General features: G+C 71.0%; 13 protein-coding genes. 6 read left to right on the forward strand and 7 right to left on the reverse strand.

Going from position 1 to position 15,918, the window contains the following annotated elements; translation table 11 throughout:
- Positions 1–288: 288 nt before the first annotated feature.
- Entirely contained in the window at positions 289–612 is a 324-nt protein-coding gene (locus tag BM393_RS25360) for a DUF4148 domain-containing protein (RefSeq protein ID WP_221211165.1), read from the reverse strand.
- A 397-nt stretch (positions 613–1,009) separates the two neighbouring features.
- On the opposite strand from BM393_RS25360, the gene BM393_RS18710 reads away from it, so the two are divergent.
- Entirely contained in the window at positions 1,010–1,678 is a 669-nt protein-coding gene (locus tag BM393_RS18710; protein ID WP_091730075.1) for a LysE family translocator, read from the forward strand.
- Between the two features lie 78 nt (positions 1,679–1,756).
- Entirely contained in the window at positions 1,757–3,103 is a 1,347-nt protein-coding gene (locus BM393_RS18715; protein ID WP_217648471.1) for an MFS family transporter, read from the forward strand.
- A gap of 19 nt (positions 3,104–3,122) precedes the next feature.
- Here the strand turns inward: BM393_RS18715 and BM393_RS25830 are convergent, their stop codons facing one another.
- From BM393_RS25830 to BM393_RS18730, 4 genes are all read right to left on the reverse strand, one after another.
- On the reverse strand, positions 3,123–4,772 hold the full coding sequence (locus BM393_RS25830) for a SulP family inorganic anion transporter (protein WP_175538410.1): 1,650 nt from the start codon (positions 4,770–4,772) through the stop codon (positions 3,123–3,125).
- 71 nt (positions 4,773–4,843) lie between these two features.
- The gene (locus BM393_RS25835) at positions 4,844–5,629 is read right to left on the reverse strand and encodes a hypothetical protein (protein WP_175538411.1); all 786 of its coding nucleotides are present in this window, start codon (positions 5,627–5,629) and stop codon (positions 4,844–4,846) included.
- Between the two features lie 140 nt (positions 5,630–5,769).
- The gene (locus BM393_RS18725; RefSeq protein WP_091730086.1) at positions 5,770–6,906 is read right to left on the reverse strand and encodes an HD-GYP domain-containing protein; all 1,137 of its coding nucleotides are present in this window, start codon (positions 6,904–6,906) and stop codon (positions 5,770–5,772) included.
- Positions 6,907–7,083: 177 nt separating this feature from the next.
- Positions 7,084–8,199, reverse strand: coding sequence for an alkene reductase (locus BM393_RS18730; RefSeq protein ID WP_091730091.1), 1,116 nt, complete (start codon positions 8,197–8,199; stop codon positions 7,084–7,086).
- 96 nt (positions 8,200–8,295) lie between these two features.
- Here BM393_RS18730 and BM393_RS18735 point away from each other — a divergent pair, with 96 nt between their 5' ends.
- Entirely contained in the window at positions 8,296–9,207 is a 912-nt protein-coding gene (locus BM393_RS18735) for a LysR family transcriptional regulator (RefSeq protein WP_091730094.1), read from the forward strand.
- A gap of 3 nt (positions 9,208–9,210) precedes the next feature.
- Here BM393_RS18735 and BM393_RS18740 read toward each other — a convergent pair whose 3' ends face one another.
- Positions 9,211–10,146, reverse strand: coding sequence for an alpha/beta fold hydrolase (locus tag BM393_RS18740; RefSeq protein WP_091730098.1), 936 nt, complete (start codon positions 10,144–10,146; stop codon positions 9,211–9,213).
- A 145-nt stretch (positions 10,147–10,291) separates the two neighbouring features.
- Between BM393_RS18740 and BM393_RS18745 the strand changes: the two genes are divergently transcribed.
- Positions 10,292–11,209 (forward strand): LysR family transcriptional regulator, encoded by a 918-nt coding sequence (locus BM393_RS18745; protein WP_091730103.1) that lies wholly within the window; start codon positions 10,292–10,294, stop codon positions 11,207–11,209.
- On the opposite strand, the gene BM393_RS18750 is transcribed toward BM393_RS18745, so the two are convergent.
- Entirely contained in the window at positions 11,142–11,636 is a 495-nt protein-coding gene (locus BM393_RS18750) for a Cd(II)/Pb(II)-responsive transcriptional regulator (protein ID WP_091730107.1), read from the reverse strand. The genes BM393_RS18745 and BM393_RS18750 overlap by 68 nt on opposite strands.
- Before the next feature lie 57 nt (positions 11,637–11,693).
- Here BM393_RS18750 and BM393_RS18755 point away from each other — a divergent pair, with 57 nt between their 5' ends.
- Positions 11,694–14,066 (forward strand): cation-translocating P-type ATPase, encoded by a 2,373-nt coding sequence (locus tag BM393_RS18755; RefSeq protein WP_091730111.1) that lies wholly within the window; start codon positions 11,694–11,696, stop codon positions 14,064–14,066.
- A 267-nt stretch (positions 14,067–14,333) separates the two neighbouring features.
- Positions 14,334–15,875 (forward strand): peptide MFS transporter, encoded by a 1,542-nt coding sequence (locus BM393_RS18760; protein ID WP_091730114.1) that lies wholly within the window; start codon positions 14,334–14,336, stop codon positions 15,873–15,875.
- The last annotated feature ends 43 nt before the right edge of the window (positions 15,876–15,918 follow it).

Consider the following 15,918-nt stretch of genomic DNA (forward strand, 5'->3'; position numbering starts at 1 on the left):
TGGTGCCCCGTTTCAGCGCGCCGGGGCGAATATCGATTGAATATCTCCTCGGTCGACACGAGTATCGATTCGCGCATCACCCTGAATTCGGCTTAAATACAACTTAAGTAAAAGAAAACCCCCTCGGCGAGCAGTGGCTCATCCGAGGGGGGTATAGGCGGTCGGCGACGGACAGGAGGGTGGAGTGCGGAGAACCGCCGCCGACCAGGGCCGAAGCCCTTGACCCAAAAATCGCTCTCAGGAATCTATTGTTCGAGTTCTCTCAGGAGGGGACAGGAAACGAGTCGCTCAGCGGCCGGCGACGGCGGTGGCCGGGGCGCTGCCGCCGAACTTCTTCACCAGGGTCGCGTAGTACGGCGAGCTGCGCAGTTCGGCGTAGCGCGCCTTGGCGGCATCGCGGCGGGCGTTGTCGTAGCCGTAGGTCTCCGACTGCTCGACGGCGGCCAGGCCCGATTCGCGGTAGATCTCCAGGTCGGCCAGCACTTCGGCGCGGCTCACGGCGCTGGGGGTGTTGACCGGCTGGGTGTGGGGGTTGTCGTTGGCCATCGCACTGCCGGCCACCAGGGCGGCGGAAGCGAACAGGACGGAAGCGAGGATGTTCTTGGTGCTCATGATCTTTCCTTTCGGTTTCGGTCCCAGGGCGATCAGCGAAGGGGCACGGGTGGAGGATTCGACCCGACGATTGCGCTTGGGATGCCACTGGGTTTCTCTTGAATTCCGCCGGTTGCCCGGAGGTTTCAGCCGTCGCCTCGTGGAAATTTCCTGGAGCGGTTTCGATGTGTCGATGGGCTGAACTATGAGCGATAAGGGTTGACCCTTAAATCCATTCGCTTGCAACACTCCGTTGAAAAGATCGGAACAATCGGCATTCGCGCCGGCGGCGGCCGATATTCCCGCGCGCAGTGCGCGCGGCGTCCCCCGGAAGGGGCGTGATGGCGCATGGCGCCCGCCGCGCGGGGGGGAAGGGCGAGGGGCAGGCATGATGTCGGCCTTTCGGGAGACGCCTTCGATGCTCGGTACCCTCGACCTCGGCCTGTTCATCGCCTCCGGGCTGCTGCTCAACATGACACCCGGTCCGGACTCGCTCCTGATCATGGCGCGCAGCGCCACCCAGGGTTTCCGCGCCGGCTCCGCGGCCGCGCTGGGCATCGGGGCCGGCACCTGCGTGCATGTGCTGGCGGCGGCGCTGGGACTGTCGGCGCTGCTGTCCGCTTCGGCGGCGGCCTTCACCGTGGTCAAGCTGCTCGGCGCGGCCTACCTGATCTACCTCGGCGCGGGGATGCTCTTCAAGCGTCGCGCCGCCGCGGCGGAGAGCGGCTCCCCCGGATCCCTCCAAGGCATGCCCCCGCCGGCGCCATTGCCGCTGCGCCGGATCTTCGCGCAGGGCTTCCTGACCAATGTCTTGAACCCCAAGGTCGGGCTGTTCTTCCTGGCCTTCGTGCCGCAGTTCATCTCGGCCGACGCGCCGAGCAAGGCCGCCGCCTTCCTCTTCCTGGGGGCGATCTTCAACGTGAACGGCATGGTGTGGTGTCACCTGCTGGCCTGGTCGAGCGCCGCCGCGGGTGCCCGCGCGCGCGGTCAGGCCTGGGCGCAGGTCCTGGGCCGCTGGCTCAACCGCGGCATCGGCGCGCTGTTCCTGGCCTTTGGCGTGCGCTTGGCGGTCGCCGAGGTGGGCTAGCCCGACCGCGGTGCGCGTGGCGTTCGGTTCGTCCGAACCGGACGTGAGGGATTTCCATCGCGGGAGTAGTCTGCCGGCATGACTGCCAAGACTCCTCCCCTGACCGGCGGTGCGATGCCGCCGGCCTCCGGCCAGCCCGGGCGCTACACGCCGCACGAGAAACGCGATCGCATCCTGGCGATCGTCGGCGCCTCCTCCGGCAACCTGGTCGAGTGGTTCGACTTCTACGTCTACGCCTTCACCTCGATCTATTTCGCGCACGCCTTCTTCCCGAAGGGCGACCCGACGGTCCAGCTGCTCAACACGGCGGGCGTGTTCGCAGCCGGTTTCCTGATGCGGCCGATCGGCGGCTGGCTGTTCGGCCGCATCGCCGACAAGCAGGGCCGCAAGACGGCCATGATGATCTCGGTCCTCATGATGTGCGGCGGCTCGCTGGCCATCGCCTTCATGCCGACCTACGAAACCATCGGCGTGATGGCGCCCACCCTGCTGCTGCTGGCGCGGCTGTTCCAGGGGCTGTCGGTGGGTGGCGAGTACGGCACCAGCGCCACCTACATGAGCGAGGTGGCGCTGCGCGGGCAGCGCGGCTTCTACGCGTCCTTCCAGTACGTGACGCTGATCGGCGGCCAGTTGCTGGCGGTGCTGGTGGTCGCGATCCTGGAGCAGACCCTGACCGACGCCCAGATGCATGCCTGGGGCTGGCGCATCCCGTTCGTGGCGGGCGCCGCGACCGCGGTGATTGCCTTCTACCTGCGCCGCTCGCTGGCCGAGACCGCCAAGGCCGAGCAGCTCGAGCGCAAGGAAGCCGGATCGATGCGCGAGCTCTTCAGCAAGCACATGAAGCCCTTCCTGATCGTGCTGGGCTTCACCGCGGGCGGGTCGCTGGCCTTCTACACCTACACCACCTACATGCAGAAATATCTGGTGCTGAGCGTGGGCATGGACAAGAAGGTGGCCAGCACCGTGATGACCGCGGCGCTGTTCGTCTACATGTGCATGCAGCCGCTGTTCGGCGCCCTGTCGGACCGCATCGGGCGGCGCACCTCGATGCTGTGGTTCGGCCTGCTCGGGGCGCTGGGCACCTGGCCGCTGCTGTCGGCGCTCAAGGGCGTGCACAGCCCCTATGCGGCCTTCGGGCTGATCGTCGTGGCGATGGCCATCGTCTCGCTGTACACCTCCATCGGGGGCCTCATCAAGGCGGAGATGTTCCCGCCCGAGATCCGCGCGCTGGGCGTCGGGCTCTCCTATGCGATCGGCAACGCGATCTTCGGCGGCTCGGCGGAGTACGTCGCGCTCAGCCTCAAGGCGGCGAATGTCGAGAGCGCGTTCTACGTCTACGTCTCGGTGATGTGCCTGTTCGCCTTCCTCGTCTGCTTCCTGATGCCGGACCCGCGCAGGCATGGGCACCTGAACGACGTGCATTGACGCCGGAAGGCGGGAGCGATCAGCGCCCTTCCCGGTCCTGCATGCCCAGGTGGTGGGACAGGTACAGCCGGCCGCGGAACCAGGACTCCCAGCCACTGACCTTGAGCCGGTCCAGCACCGGCCCCTTGACCTCGCTGAGGTCGAGACGGCGGCCCTGGCGCTCCAGCGTCTCGTGCAGCTCCTTGAGCGCGCTCAGGCCGCTGAAGTCGATGGCGTTGACCGGCGACATCTGCAGCAGCACCCGCTTCGTCGTCGGGTGCGTGTCCAGGTGGGCCTGGACGACGTCGGCGAGGCTGCGGCCGTTCAGGAACAGCAGGCTCTCGTCGATGCGCAGGCCCAGCACCTCGGGGTCGAGCACGACCTGGTGGCGCTCGACGTTGCGGTAATGCTCGGTGCCGGCGATGCGGCCGATCAGGGCCACATGCGGCCGCGCGCTGCGCTGCAGCAGCAGCGCGATCGCGCCGGCCACGCCCAGGCCCAGCGCGGCGGTGATGCCGACGAAGATCACCAGCAGCGTGACCGCCACCATCAGCAGCGCCTCGGCGCGCGCGTAGCGCCAGGCGTCGGCATAGGGGCCGAACTTCAGCCCCGACAGGACCGCCACCATGATGCTGGCCGCCAGCACCGGCTTGGGCACCCAGGCCAGCAGCGGGGAGAGCGTCAGCAGCACCACGCCCATCAGCGCGGCGACGAAGACGCCAGTCATGCGGGTGCGGCTGCCCGCGTCGCTCATCAGCACGCTGCGCGAGAAGCTCGCCGCCGCCGGCATGCCGCCGGACACCGCCGCCGCCAGGTTGGCCGCGGCCAATCCCATCAGCTCGCGCCGCGCATCGACGCGCTGCCCGACCCGGCGCGCCAGCGATTCCGCGACCGCCAGGCTCGAGACATAGCCCAGCAGCCCGATCAGCGCCGCGCCGGGCAGCATCGCGGTCCAGAGCTCGGGATCGAGCCGCGGCGGCGTGAAGACCAGCGCCAGCGGCGGCAGCTCGCCGACGCGCGGCAGGCCTTGCGGGTCCCAGGCCCAGGCGATGCCGATGCCGGCCAGCAGCACCGCCAGCGGCGCGATGCGCGAGACGAAGCCCTTGGGCAGGCGCCGCACCGCCACCAGCGTCAGCAGCGAGACGACGCCGAACAGCGCCGCGACGCCGCGCCCGTCGAAGCCGTGGGCGCTCAGCGAGCGCCAGAGTTCCGGCAGCGTGCCGCCGCTGGCGGCCGAGCCGATCAGCACCGGCAGCTGGCTGGCGGCGATGGCGATGGTGGCGCCGGACTCGAAGCCGTGCAGCACCGGCACCGACAACAGCGCGGCCAGCGCATGCAGGCGCAGCAGCGCCGCGGCACCGAGGAACAGCCCGACCTCGGCGGCCAGCACCAGGGCGGCCTCGCTGGGGCTGACGCCGGCCGGCGCCAGCTGCAGCGTCTGCATGATCATCAGCGCCAGCACCGCGACCGGGCCGATGTTCAGGAAGGGACTGGAGCCCAGCGCCGCGTAGAACAGCGGCGGCAGCAGGCTGGCGTAGAGGCCGACCTGCGGCGGCAGGCCCGCGAGCATCGCGTAGGCCAGGCTCTGGGGGATCAGGAGCACGCTGACCACCACGGCGGCGACGAGGTCGTCGCGCAAGGCGTCGCGCAGGTAGGGCCGCAAGGCGGCGAGGGACGGCAACGGCGGCATGAACGGGGGCGCCGCGGCAGCAGCGCGGCGCGCGGCAGTATAGGGGCCGGGCCGCCTGCCGCCGCCCGTGCTCAGAGGATCAGCGGCCCCGCGGACGGTCCCGTCGGCAGCGGCGGCAGGCGCGGCAGCAGCAGGTCCAGGCTCAGGCGCAGCGTCAGTTCCTCGCCGCGCGGCAGCGGCGCCAGCCGCGGCGCGTCCGCCGTCCACAGCCCCAGCTGGACCGAGTTGCGCGTCGGATGGCGCTCGAAGCGCAGCGTGTCCAGCGGCGCGGCCGCGCGCGCCAGCACGAGGCGGCCGCCCGCGCCGCTCAGCGAGGCGACGCCGCACCAGGGCTCGCGCAGCTCGACGCGGCCGCGCTCGATGCGGCGCACCAGGTCCATGGTGTCGTCCAGCCAGGCGGCGTCGGCGAAATCCTCGGGAAAGTGCATCAGCCAGCCGAAGCGCGCCGGCAGCGGCATGCGGCTCAGGTTGCGCACCGACAGCGACCACTCCAGCCGATGCTCGTCCAGCCGCAGGGTCTGGCTCGCCTGGAAGCCCCAGGTGCCGGGCGCCGAGCGGCCGGGATGCAGCATCAGCGTCACCTGGTCCGGCAACTGCTGGGTCACCTGCCAGGGCTGGTCGAAGGTCATCGGGTCCGGGACCAGGGCGTCCATGCCTTCGGCCACCTCGGTCGGCGCCTCGAGCCGGGCCGCCGCGCCGCCCACCAGCGCGCCGCGCTCGGTGATCAGCGGTCGCAGCCACGGCTCGTGGCCGCCCGGTCGCGCCTGGCCCAGCCAGCGCAGGCGTCCGCCCCGGGCCGGCGCGACCACCGCCCGCCACGTTCCCGACTTCAGTTCCAGCTCGCGCCTCACATGCATCCCCCGTTTGATCGAACGGGTCGCAGTCTGCGCGGGCGGGCGCGCCAAGGCGTCCACCCATAGGAAGGCGGCCCCCGACAGGTGCCACCCATCGGGGTGGGCGGAAAGCAAGAGTGAGCCGGTGCCCGACCGGCGATGCCTCAGGCGCCGGCGATCAGCGTCGCGATGCGCTCGTCGGACAGGCGGATCGGCGCGGCGTGGGCCGGCAGCAGCGCGACCACCGCGTGGTCGTCGCGGCTGCTGTCGCGCAGCACCGGGGTGTGGCGGGGCTCGCCATTGGCGTTGGTCAAGACGCTCACCATCGGGCGATGCGCCTTCTCGCCATTGCGCACGACCAGGCCGACCTCGCCGCTGGCCAGTCGCACCAGGCTGCCGGGCGGGAAGATGCCGAAGGCCTTGATCAGCGCCGCCGCCAGCGGACTCTGCGCCGCCATCTGGTGGAGCTCGCGGCCGGCCTGCGCCGCGCTCATCGCCGGCCGGTTGGCGCGGCTGCTCAGCCGCGCGGTGTAGACGTCGGCGTAGCGCAGCATCTCGGCCAGCTCGCCGATGTCGCCGATGCCGTGCGGGTAGCCGCGGCCGTCCGGCGTCTCGTGGTGCTGCAGCACCGCTTCCAGCCAGTCGTGGTCGTCGATGCCGGCGGCGCTCAGCATCTCGACGCTGCGGATCGGATGCTCATGGATGGCGTCGCGCTGCATCGAGGTCAGCGGCGACACCTGGCTGGACAGCCGCGCCTGCAGGTCCAGCATGCCCAGGTTCATCGTCAGCGCGGCCTGGAAGGCCCGGCGCTGGTCCTCCGGCCCCCAGCCGAGGTAGCGCGCCGCCGCCTGGCAGGCGGTCGCGGCGTGCAGGGAGTGCGTCACGCCGTAATGCCCGGTGCCCGTGCCGGGCTGGCGCACCACCTGGGCGAGCGCCACCTCGGGCGAGCTGTCGATCAGCGAGAGCAGCAGCGTCGTCGCGCCGTCGAGCGCTTCGGCCATGCGGTCGGGCGTGGCGGACAGCGCATTGCGCACGTCCTGCATGCCGCGGTCCCATTCCTCGGGCAGGCGGTCGCGCAGGTAGGCGGGCGAGCGCGTCGGCTGCGGCTGGCGCATCGCCTCGGTCAGCTCGTGGACCTCCACCAGCGCGCCGCGGCCCATCAGCGCACGGAGCTGGGCCTCGTCGGCGATGACCTGCCCGCGCGCCAGCAGCAAGGTCCGGTCGGCGTCGCGCACGCTGAAGGCGAGCGGCTGGCCGAGGACGATGCGGTTCTTGACCGATGACAGTGAACAGACACGCATGAAGGGGCGCGGTGAGCGGAGGGAGGACCGGCCGCGCTCGACATGTCTGAAAGTTGTAACGCGGGCGGCCCGGACTCTACATCGTCCATCCCCCGCCGGGCTGAAGCCCGGGGCCCGCCCCTCCCCCTGCCGGGCGAGGGAAGCGCCGACTCCGTCACGAATGGGGAGGACGGGGGGTCAGGTCGCGGTGATCGCGGGGTAGTCGCTGTAGCCGGCCGCGCTCCCGCCGAACAGCGCCTGGCCGTCGAAGCTCGCCAGCGGCAGGCGGCCCGCAAGCCGGGCCGGCAGGTCCGGATTGGCGATGAACGGCCGCCCGAACGCGACCAGGTCCACCAGCCCCGACGCCAGCAGCGCCTCGGCGCGCGGGGCGTCGTAGCGGCCCGCGACGATGATCCGGCCGGCGAAGGCCCGGCGCAGCGCCCGGCGGAAGTCCTCCGGCACCTGGGGCGCGTCGTTCCAGTCCGCCTCGGCCAGGTGCAGGTAGCCCACGCCGCGGCGCGACAGCTCGGCGGCGGCCTCGAGGATGGTCGGGATGATGTCCGGGCAGGCCATGTTGCGGGCGGTGATGTAGGGCGCGACCCGCACGCCGATGCGCTCGGGCGCCACCTCGGCGGCCACCGCGTCGACGACCTCCAGCAGGAAGCGCAGGCGATGCGCGCGCGGTCCGCCGTAGGCGTCGTCGCGATGGTTGGAGGTGGTGCGCAAGAACTGGTCGATCAGGTAGCCGTTGGCGGCGTGGATCTCCACGCCGTCGAAGCCGGCGCGCATCGCGTTGGCGGCGGCGCGGCGGAAGTCGTCGACGATGGCGCCGATGCCTTCGGTCGTCAGCGCCTGCGGCACCGGGCAATCGACCATGCGGCCGACGCCGTGCTCGTCGGCGACCCAGACCTGAGCCTCGGGCGACAGCGCGGACGGCGCCACCGGCAGGCCGCCGTCGTGGAAGACCGGATGCGACATCCGGCCCACATGCCAGAGCTGCAGCACCATGCGGCCGCCGGCGCGGTGCACGGCGCGGGTCACCAGGCGCCACCCCTCGACCTGCGCCTCGCTGTGGATGCCCGGCGTGAAGCTGTAGCCCTGGCCCTGGGGCGAGACCTGCGTGGCCTCGCTGACGATGAGCGCGGCGCTGGCGCGCTGCGCGTAGTACGCGGCCATCAGCGCATTGGGCACATTGCCGGGCTGCGAGCTGCGCGCCCGGGTCATCGGCGCCATCACGACGCGGCTGGGCAGCGTCAGCGGGCCGAGGGTCAACGGGGTGAAGAGGTCGGTGGAAGGGAGAAGGGAAGCGGTCATCGTCGTTCCAGGTTGTTTGATGGTCGCCAGTCTGGAAGCGATGGCCGGCCAGTTGAGCCGGGTGGCGGTCGAAGCTTTTTCAAAGAAAATCGAACGATGACCCGGATCACCGACCTCGAACTGCTGGTGCGCATCGCCGATCTCGGCAACCTCACGGCGGCGGCCAAGGCGCTGGACTGGTCGCCGGCCGCGGCCAGCGCCGCGCTCAAGCGGATGGAGGAGCAGCTCGGTTTTCCGCTGTTCGTGCGCAGCACGCGCAGCCTGCGGTTGTCGGGCGAGGGCCAGCGCTACCTGCCGCATGCGCGGGCGGCGCTGCGCGCCCTGACCGACGGGCGGGACGAGGCGCTCGCCGGGCGCGAGGCGCTCAGCGGCGTGCTGCACCTGACCGTGCCCTCGGACCTGGGCCGTCATGTGCTGCTGCCGTGGCTGGAGCAGTTCCAGGAGCGCCATCCGGCGCTGACGCTGCGCCTGCAGATCGGCGACCCGCTGACTGACCTGCTGCGCCGGCCGGTCGACGCCGCCGTGCGCTATGGGCCACCGGCCGGCAACGCGCAGGTCGCGCTGCCGCTGCTGCCCGATTGCCGCCGGGTGCTCGTCGCCGCGCCGCATTACCTGGCGCTGCACGGCCTGCCGACCTCGCCCGAGGACATGGCGCGCCACGAGGCGCTGCGCTACCTGCGCGCGGGCGAAGTGCCCACGCATTGGTCGGTGTCTATCGCCGGCGAGCCGGTGAACCTGCCACTGGCCGGCCGACGCGTCGCCGACGACGGCGAGGTGGTCAAGCGCTGGGCGCTCGCCGGGCTGGGCATCGCCTACAAGTCGTGGCCGGACGTGGCCCAGGAACTCGCCAGCGGGCAGCTCGTCCACGTCCATCCGCACTGGCGCGGCGACCCGTCGCCGCTGCATCTCGTCCTGCCGGGCCGCGCGCAGCTGTCGCCGGCCCTGCGGCAGCTGCGGGATGAACTGCGCCGGCGGCTGGAGGAGTTCGCGCGCTCGATGCCGCGCTGAGGCTCAGCCGAAGGTCGCGCGGATCTCGGCCGCCACCCGCGGCGCATGCTCGTCCAGCACGAAGTGCCCGCCTTCCAGCCAGACCAGCTTCGCGTCCGGCAGGTCCTTCAGGTAGGCCCGCGCGCCGGCCGGGACGAAGATCGGATCGTGCTGGCCCCAGACGATCAGCGTCTTCGGGCGATGCCGGCGGAAGGCGGCCTGCCATTCGGGGTAGAGCGCCACGTTGGTCCGGTAGTTTTCCAGCAGGTCGAGATGGGCCTCCTGCATGCCGGGGCGGTCCAGCAGCGCCTGGTCGATGAGCCAGTGGTCCGGGTCGATGCGCGCCGGGTCCTGCGCGCCGACCAGCCAGTGCCACTTCGTTCCCTCCAGGCTGATGAGGTGGCGTGCCGGCGCTTCGGTCGCCGGCGTGCGGCCGGCCCACAGCGGCTGCAGCACCGACTTGGCCTCGTCGCCGACGCCATCCAGGTAGGCGTTGGCGTTCTGGATGATGAAGCCGGTCACCTGCTCCGGGCGCTGCTGGAACAGGCGGAAGCCGATCGGGCCGCCGTAGTCCTGCATGTAGAGCGTGTAGGCCTTCAATCCCAGCAGGTCCACCAGGCCGGCGACATGCGCCGCCAGCTGGTCGAAGCTGTAGTCGAAGTCCTCAGGCGAGGGCGCGTCCGAATGGCCGAAGCCGATGTAGTCGGGCGCGATCACGTGGAAGCGGTCCGCCAGCAGCGGTATCAGCGGATTGAACATGCGGCTGCTGGTCGGCAGGCCGTGCAGCAGGAGCAGCGTGGGGGCGGCGGGGTCGCCGGCCTCGCGATAGAAGACCTGGCGGCCCAGCACGGTGGCGTGGCGGTGGAAGACCGCGGCGGCCGGGGCAGCGAAGGCTCCGGCCGCCGGGTTGGAGGCTTGTGCGGGGACGTGAGCGGGGACGTGGGCGTGGGCGGTGCTCATGACGGTTCCTGGCGCCGTTCCCCGGGTCGGTGACCCGCGTCGGAAGGCATGGCGCCAGTCTCTTGCTTCCCGGATTTCGCGGGAAGCCGCTAGGATCGGGAGCAAGCCTCTCGAAATCCGGGAGGGTTGTCGCACGCTGGACCCGATGGATCGATTCGATGCAATGGCGATGCTGATCGCCGCGGTGGAAGCCGGCAGCCTGTCGAAGGCGAGCCGGCGCCTCGGGCTGCCGCTGGCGACCCTCAGCCGCAAGGTGGCCGACCTCGAGAAGCACCTGCGCGCGGCGCTGCTGATCCGGTCGGCCAAGGGGCTGGAGCTGACCGACGCGGGCCGGGCTTATGTGGAAGCAGCCAAGGCCATCCTGGAGCAGCTCGACGAGGCCGAGCGCGCCGCGGCTGGCGAATACACCGAGCCCCGAGGCGACCTGATCGTCACCGCGCCGGTGATGTTCGGTCGCCTGCACCTGCTGCCGACGGTGACCGGCTTCCTGGAGGCCTATCCGGATGTCGCGGTGGACCTGAAGCTCACCGACCGCATCACCCATTTCCTGGACGACCAGATCGATGTTGCGCTGCGCATCGGCGCCCTGCCCGACAGCGGCCTGATCGCGACGCGGGTGGGCGAGGTCCGGCATGTGGTCTGCGCGGCGCCGGACTACCTCGCCACGCACGGCGCGCCGGCCACGCCGGACGAACTGGCGCGGCATCGCGTGATTTCGTTCGAGAGCGTGTCCACCGGCGGCGCCTGGCCGTTCCGCCAGGACGGCGTGGCGCGCACCGGCGCCTTCCGATCTCGGCTGAGCGTCAACACCATCGATGCCGCACTGGACGCCGGCCGCGCGGGCGCCGGGCTGGTGCGGGCGCTGTCCTACCAAGTGAACGACGACGTCCGCGCGGGGCGGCTGCGGCTGGTGCTCGAGGACTTCGAAGCCGCGCCGCGGCCGGTGCACCTGGTCTACACGCCGCAGGGCCGCCTGCCCCTGAAGCTGCGAGCCTTCATCGATTTCGCGGTGCCGCGCCTGCGGGACCGGCTGACGCGGGCCGCGCTGCCGCTGGCGCCTTGAGGTCCGGGTGGCAGGCGCAGGCCTCGCCATGCGCGGCGGACACGAGTTCCTCGAGGATGCCGCAGGCGTGGTGGTCGTGGTCGGCGTCGCAGCGCTTCTGCAGCGCGACCAGCTGGGCCTCCAGCGCCTGCATGCTCTTGAGCCGGGCGCGGACCTTGCCGAGCTGCGAGGCGACCAACGCATCCACCTGCACCAGGGCCTCGGGGTCGCGGCTGCCCAGGCTGTCGAGCAGCAGCGCGACGTCCGCCAGCGACATGTCCAGCGCGCGGCAGTGCCGGATGAAGGCGAGCCGCTCCAGATGGGCGTGGGCGTAGTCGCGATAGCCGTTCTCGCTGCGCGCGGGCGGCGGCAGCAGGCCGCTCTTCTCGTAGAAGCGGATGGTCTCGATGTCCACGCCGGTGGACTTGCTCAGTTCGCCGATTCGCATGCCGGGCAGGATAGCCGCTTGACCTTGGAGCGGCTACAGACTATCCAATCCACCCCCATGGCACATCAGGAACACGATCACCGTCCCGCCGCGCCCGAGCCCGCGCCGGCGTCCTGCGGCGGCTGCTGCGGTCACCCGGCGGCGCCCGCGCCCGCCCGCGAGATCCGTGAGGACCGCGGTCACGGACACGGTGACGGACACGCGCACGCGCATGACCACGGCCACGACCACGACCACGACCACGACCACGGCGACGTGGCCGTCGAGCGCGCGCCGCGGGTCTCGGCCGAGGCCCTGGCCGGGACGACGCGGCAGCGCTACTTCATCGCCGGCATGGATTGCCCGACCGAGGAGGGCCTGCTGCGCAAGCAGCTGCAGGGCAAGGACGGCGTGGTCGCCCTGGAGTTCGACCTGATCAATCGCCTGCTCGACGTCCATCACCGCCTGCCCGACGACGCCCCGCTGCGCGCCGCGATCTCGGCCGCCGGAATGAGCGCCGAGGCCGTCGACACCGCCGCCGCGCCGCCCGCGCCGCCGCCGGCGATCTCGACCGGCCTGCGCTGGCGCATGGCGCTGGCGGGCGTGGCCGCGATCGCCGCGGAGTCGCTGGCCTTCGCCGGCTTCGACGAATCCGGTCCGCTGGTGATCGCGCTGGCGGTGGCGACCATGCTGCTCGGCGGCCTGCCGACGCTGCGCAAGGGCTGGATCGCGCTCAAGAGCGTGACGCTCAACATCCACCTGCTGATGAGCCTGGCGGTGATCGGCGCCATCGTGCTCGGCCAGTGGCCGGAGGCGGCGATGGTGGTGTGGCTGTTCGGCCTGTCCGAGATGATGGAGAGCCTCAGCCTGGCCCGCGCCCGCGATGCGATCCGCGCGCTGACGCAACTGGCGCCGGAGACCGCGCAGGTCCAGGGCGAGGACGGACGCTGGACCACCGTCCCGGCGGCGCAGGTGGCGATCGGCGCGCGGGTGCGCGTGCCGCCGGGCGAGCGGGTGCCGCTGGACGGCCGGCTGCTCAGCGGCCGCTCCAGCCTGAACGAGGCCGCGCTGACCGGCGAGGCCATGCCCGTCGACAAGGCCCCCGGCGACACGCTGCTGGCCGGCAGCATCAACGGCGACGGCCTGCTGGAGATGGCGGTGACGGCGGACAAGGGCCACACGCTGCTCGACCGCATGGCCGCGGCCGTGCAGCAGGCGCAGTCGCAGCGCGCGCCGACGCAGGCCTTCATCGACCGCTTCGCCCGTGTCTACACCCCGGCGGTGGTGCTGGTGGCGGTCGCGCTGGCGGTGCTGCCGCCGCTGCTGGGGCTGGGCGCCTGGGGCGACTGGATCTACAAGGGCCTGGTGCTGCTGGTGATCGCCTGCCCGTGCGCGCTGGTGATCTCGACGCCGGTCACCGTGGTCAGCGGCCTGGCCGCGGCCGCCCGGCGCGGGATCCTGATCAAGGGCGGGCTGTACCTCGAGCGCGCCCGGCAGTTGAAGACCCTGGCCTTCGACAAGACCGGCACGCTGACCGAAGGCCGGCCGCAGCTGGCGGCGGTGCAGCCGCTGTACCCGTCGGTGAGCGTCGACCAGGCGCTGCATCTCGCCGCGCGGCTGGACGCCGGCAGCGCGCATCCGCTGGCGCAGGCCATTGTCGCGGCCCATGCGCAGCGGCTGGGCACGGCGCTGGAGCCGGTCGAGCATCTGCGCAACCTGCCCGGCCTGGGCCTGACCGCGCAGCTGGAAGGTCAGGACTTTGCCCTCGGCAACGAGCGGCTGGCCGAGCAGCGCGGCGCCGTCGACGACGAGGCGCGATCGGCGGCCCGTTCGCTGCAGGCGCAGGGCCACACGCTGGTCTGGCTGATGCGCGGCCCGCAGACGCTGGCGCTGCTGGCGCTGTCGGACACGCCACGGCCCGAGGCCGCCGAGGTGCTGCGCACGCTGCGCGCTCGCGGCCTGGCGCTGACGATGCTCAGCGGTGACCAGCGTGCCAGCGCGGTGGCGATGGCGGGCCGGCTCGGCCTGCCGGAGGACGCGGTGCGCGCGCCGCTGCTGCCGCAGGACAAGCTCGACGCGATCGCGCGGATGGCCGATGAACAGGGGCCGGTCGCGATGATCGGCGACGGCGTCAACGACGCGCCGGCGCTCGCGCGTGCGGACATCGCCATCGCCATGGGCGCCGCCGGCAGCGCGACCGCGCTGGAGACGGCCGACATCGCGCTGATGCAGGACGATTTGCGCAAGCTGCCGGAGCTGATCGGCCTGTCCGAGCGGGTGGCGACCGTGCTCAAGCAGAACATCGTCGTGGCGCTGGGCTTGAAGGCGATCGTGGCGGCGCTCACGCTGGCGGGCATCGGCTCGTTGTGGCTGGCGGTGCTGGCCGACGCGGGCGCGAGCCTGCTGGTGGTGCTCAACGGCCTGCGTCTGCTGCGCGAGGAGCGCCCCTGAGCCGTCGACGCGGCGTGAACCGGCCATGGACGCCGTGCGAGGGCGCTGGAAAAGGTCCGCGCGACCTAGGGTGAGCCCTAATCCCGAGGCGGCGGTTGACGCTGACCTTTCGCTGACAATGGCGCGCCTGCCGCTGGCGGGCCCCAAGGGATCGACCGGTCCGGGGCCTGGACCAGCGGCAAACGCGTTCTGATCCCTGGAACGCGGTTTCCCGTGACCCGGAGCGCCGGGTCATCGATCCCTCAGCGATCCATCACGGAGCGTCGTTTGAACACAATTCAAACTCCCGGAGCGCGGCAGACCATCCTCGGCCAGCCCAACAGCCTGTTCGTCCTGTTCTTCACCGAGATGTGGGAACGGTTCTCCTACTACGGCATGCGGGCGCTGCTCGTGCTGTACCTGATCTCGGCCACGACCAAGGGCGGCTGGGGCTGGACCCGCGAGGAAGCCACCAGCCTCTACGGCTGGTACACGATGCTGGTCTACCTGACGCCCATCATCGGCGGCTACATCGCGGACCGGATGCTGGGCACGCGGCGCTCGGTGGTGCTGGGCGGCTTCATCATCGCGGCCGGCCACATCGCGCTGTTCTTCGACACCAAGGCGACCTTCTACGTCGGCCTGGGGCTGGTGATCCTGGGCACGGGCCTGTTCAAGCCGAACATCTCGGCGATCGTGGGCCAGCTGTACTCGAAGGACAACGAGGGCCAGCGCGACGGCGGCTACACGCTGTTCTACATGGGCGTGAACGCGGGCGCGTTCTTCGGCATCTCGCTGTGCGGCTACATCGGCGAGAAGATCGGCTGGCACTACGGCTTCGGCCTGGCGGCGATCTTCATGATCCTGGGCGCGCTGCAGTTCTGGTTCGGCCAGGGCATCTTCGGCGACATCGGCGGCGCGCCGAGCAAGGACGCGCCGATGGTGGACGCGAGCGAGCCGCTGGACGACACGCCGGCGCACATCGTGCGTGACCGCCTGATCGCGATCGGCGTGTTCTCGTTCTTCACGATCTTCTTCTGGTTCGCCTTCGAGCAGGCCGGCGGGTCGATGACCATCTTCGCGGCGGACTACACCGACCGCGCGCTGGTGGGCACCAGCGGGCTGGTGTTCAAGATCGTCAATTCGCTGATGACGCTGATCCCGGTGGCGATCCTGAGCTGGCTGCTGGTCAAGCTCTCCCGCAGCACCGAGGGCAAGTACGCGCTGTCCAACGGCCTGCTGGTGGTGGCGCTGGCGCTGATCTGGGGCTTGTCGCTGTGGATGCTGGGGCGTGAGTTCCAGATGGAGCAATCGGAGATTCCGGCCACCTGGTTCGGGGTGCTGAACTCCTTCTTCCTGGTGATCCTGGCGCCGATGTTCAGCAAGATGTGGGAGCGTCACTGGAACCCGAGCGGTCCGGTGAAGTTCGGTGTCGGCCTGGTGCTGCTGGGCCTGGGCTTCGCGGCGCTGTCGTATGGCGCGTCGGGCATTCCGGCGGGCGCCAAGACGGCGCAGGTCAGCATGATCTTCCTGACGCTGGCCTACCTGCTGCACACGATGGGCGAGTTGTGCCTGTCGCCGGTGGGGCTGTCCTACATCTCGAAGCTGGCGCCGGCACGGCTGCTGGGCCTGATGTTCGGCGTCTGGTTCGTCAATGCGGCGATCGCCAACAAGATCGCGGGCGCCACGGGCTCCTACATCGACGCGATCTCGTCGACCTATTCGATGTCCACCTTCTTCCTGATCTTCACCATCATCCCGGCCGCCGCCGGCGTGCTGCTGATGCTGCTCAGCCCGTGGATGAAGAAGCTGATGCACGGGGTGCATTGAGCGCGACCCTTGCGAACCCGGATGGGTTCGCCCCCTCGAAGAA

Origin of the sequence: Mitsuaria sp. PDC51 (genome assembly GCF_900113225.1) — a bacterium.
In the GTDB taxonomy this organism is placed as follows: domain Bacteria; phylum Pseudomonadota; class Gammaproteobacteria; order Burkholderiales; family Burkholderiaceae_C; genus Roseateles.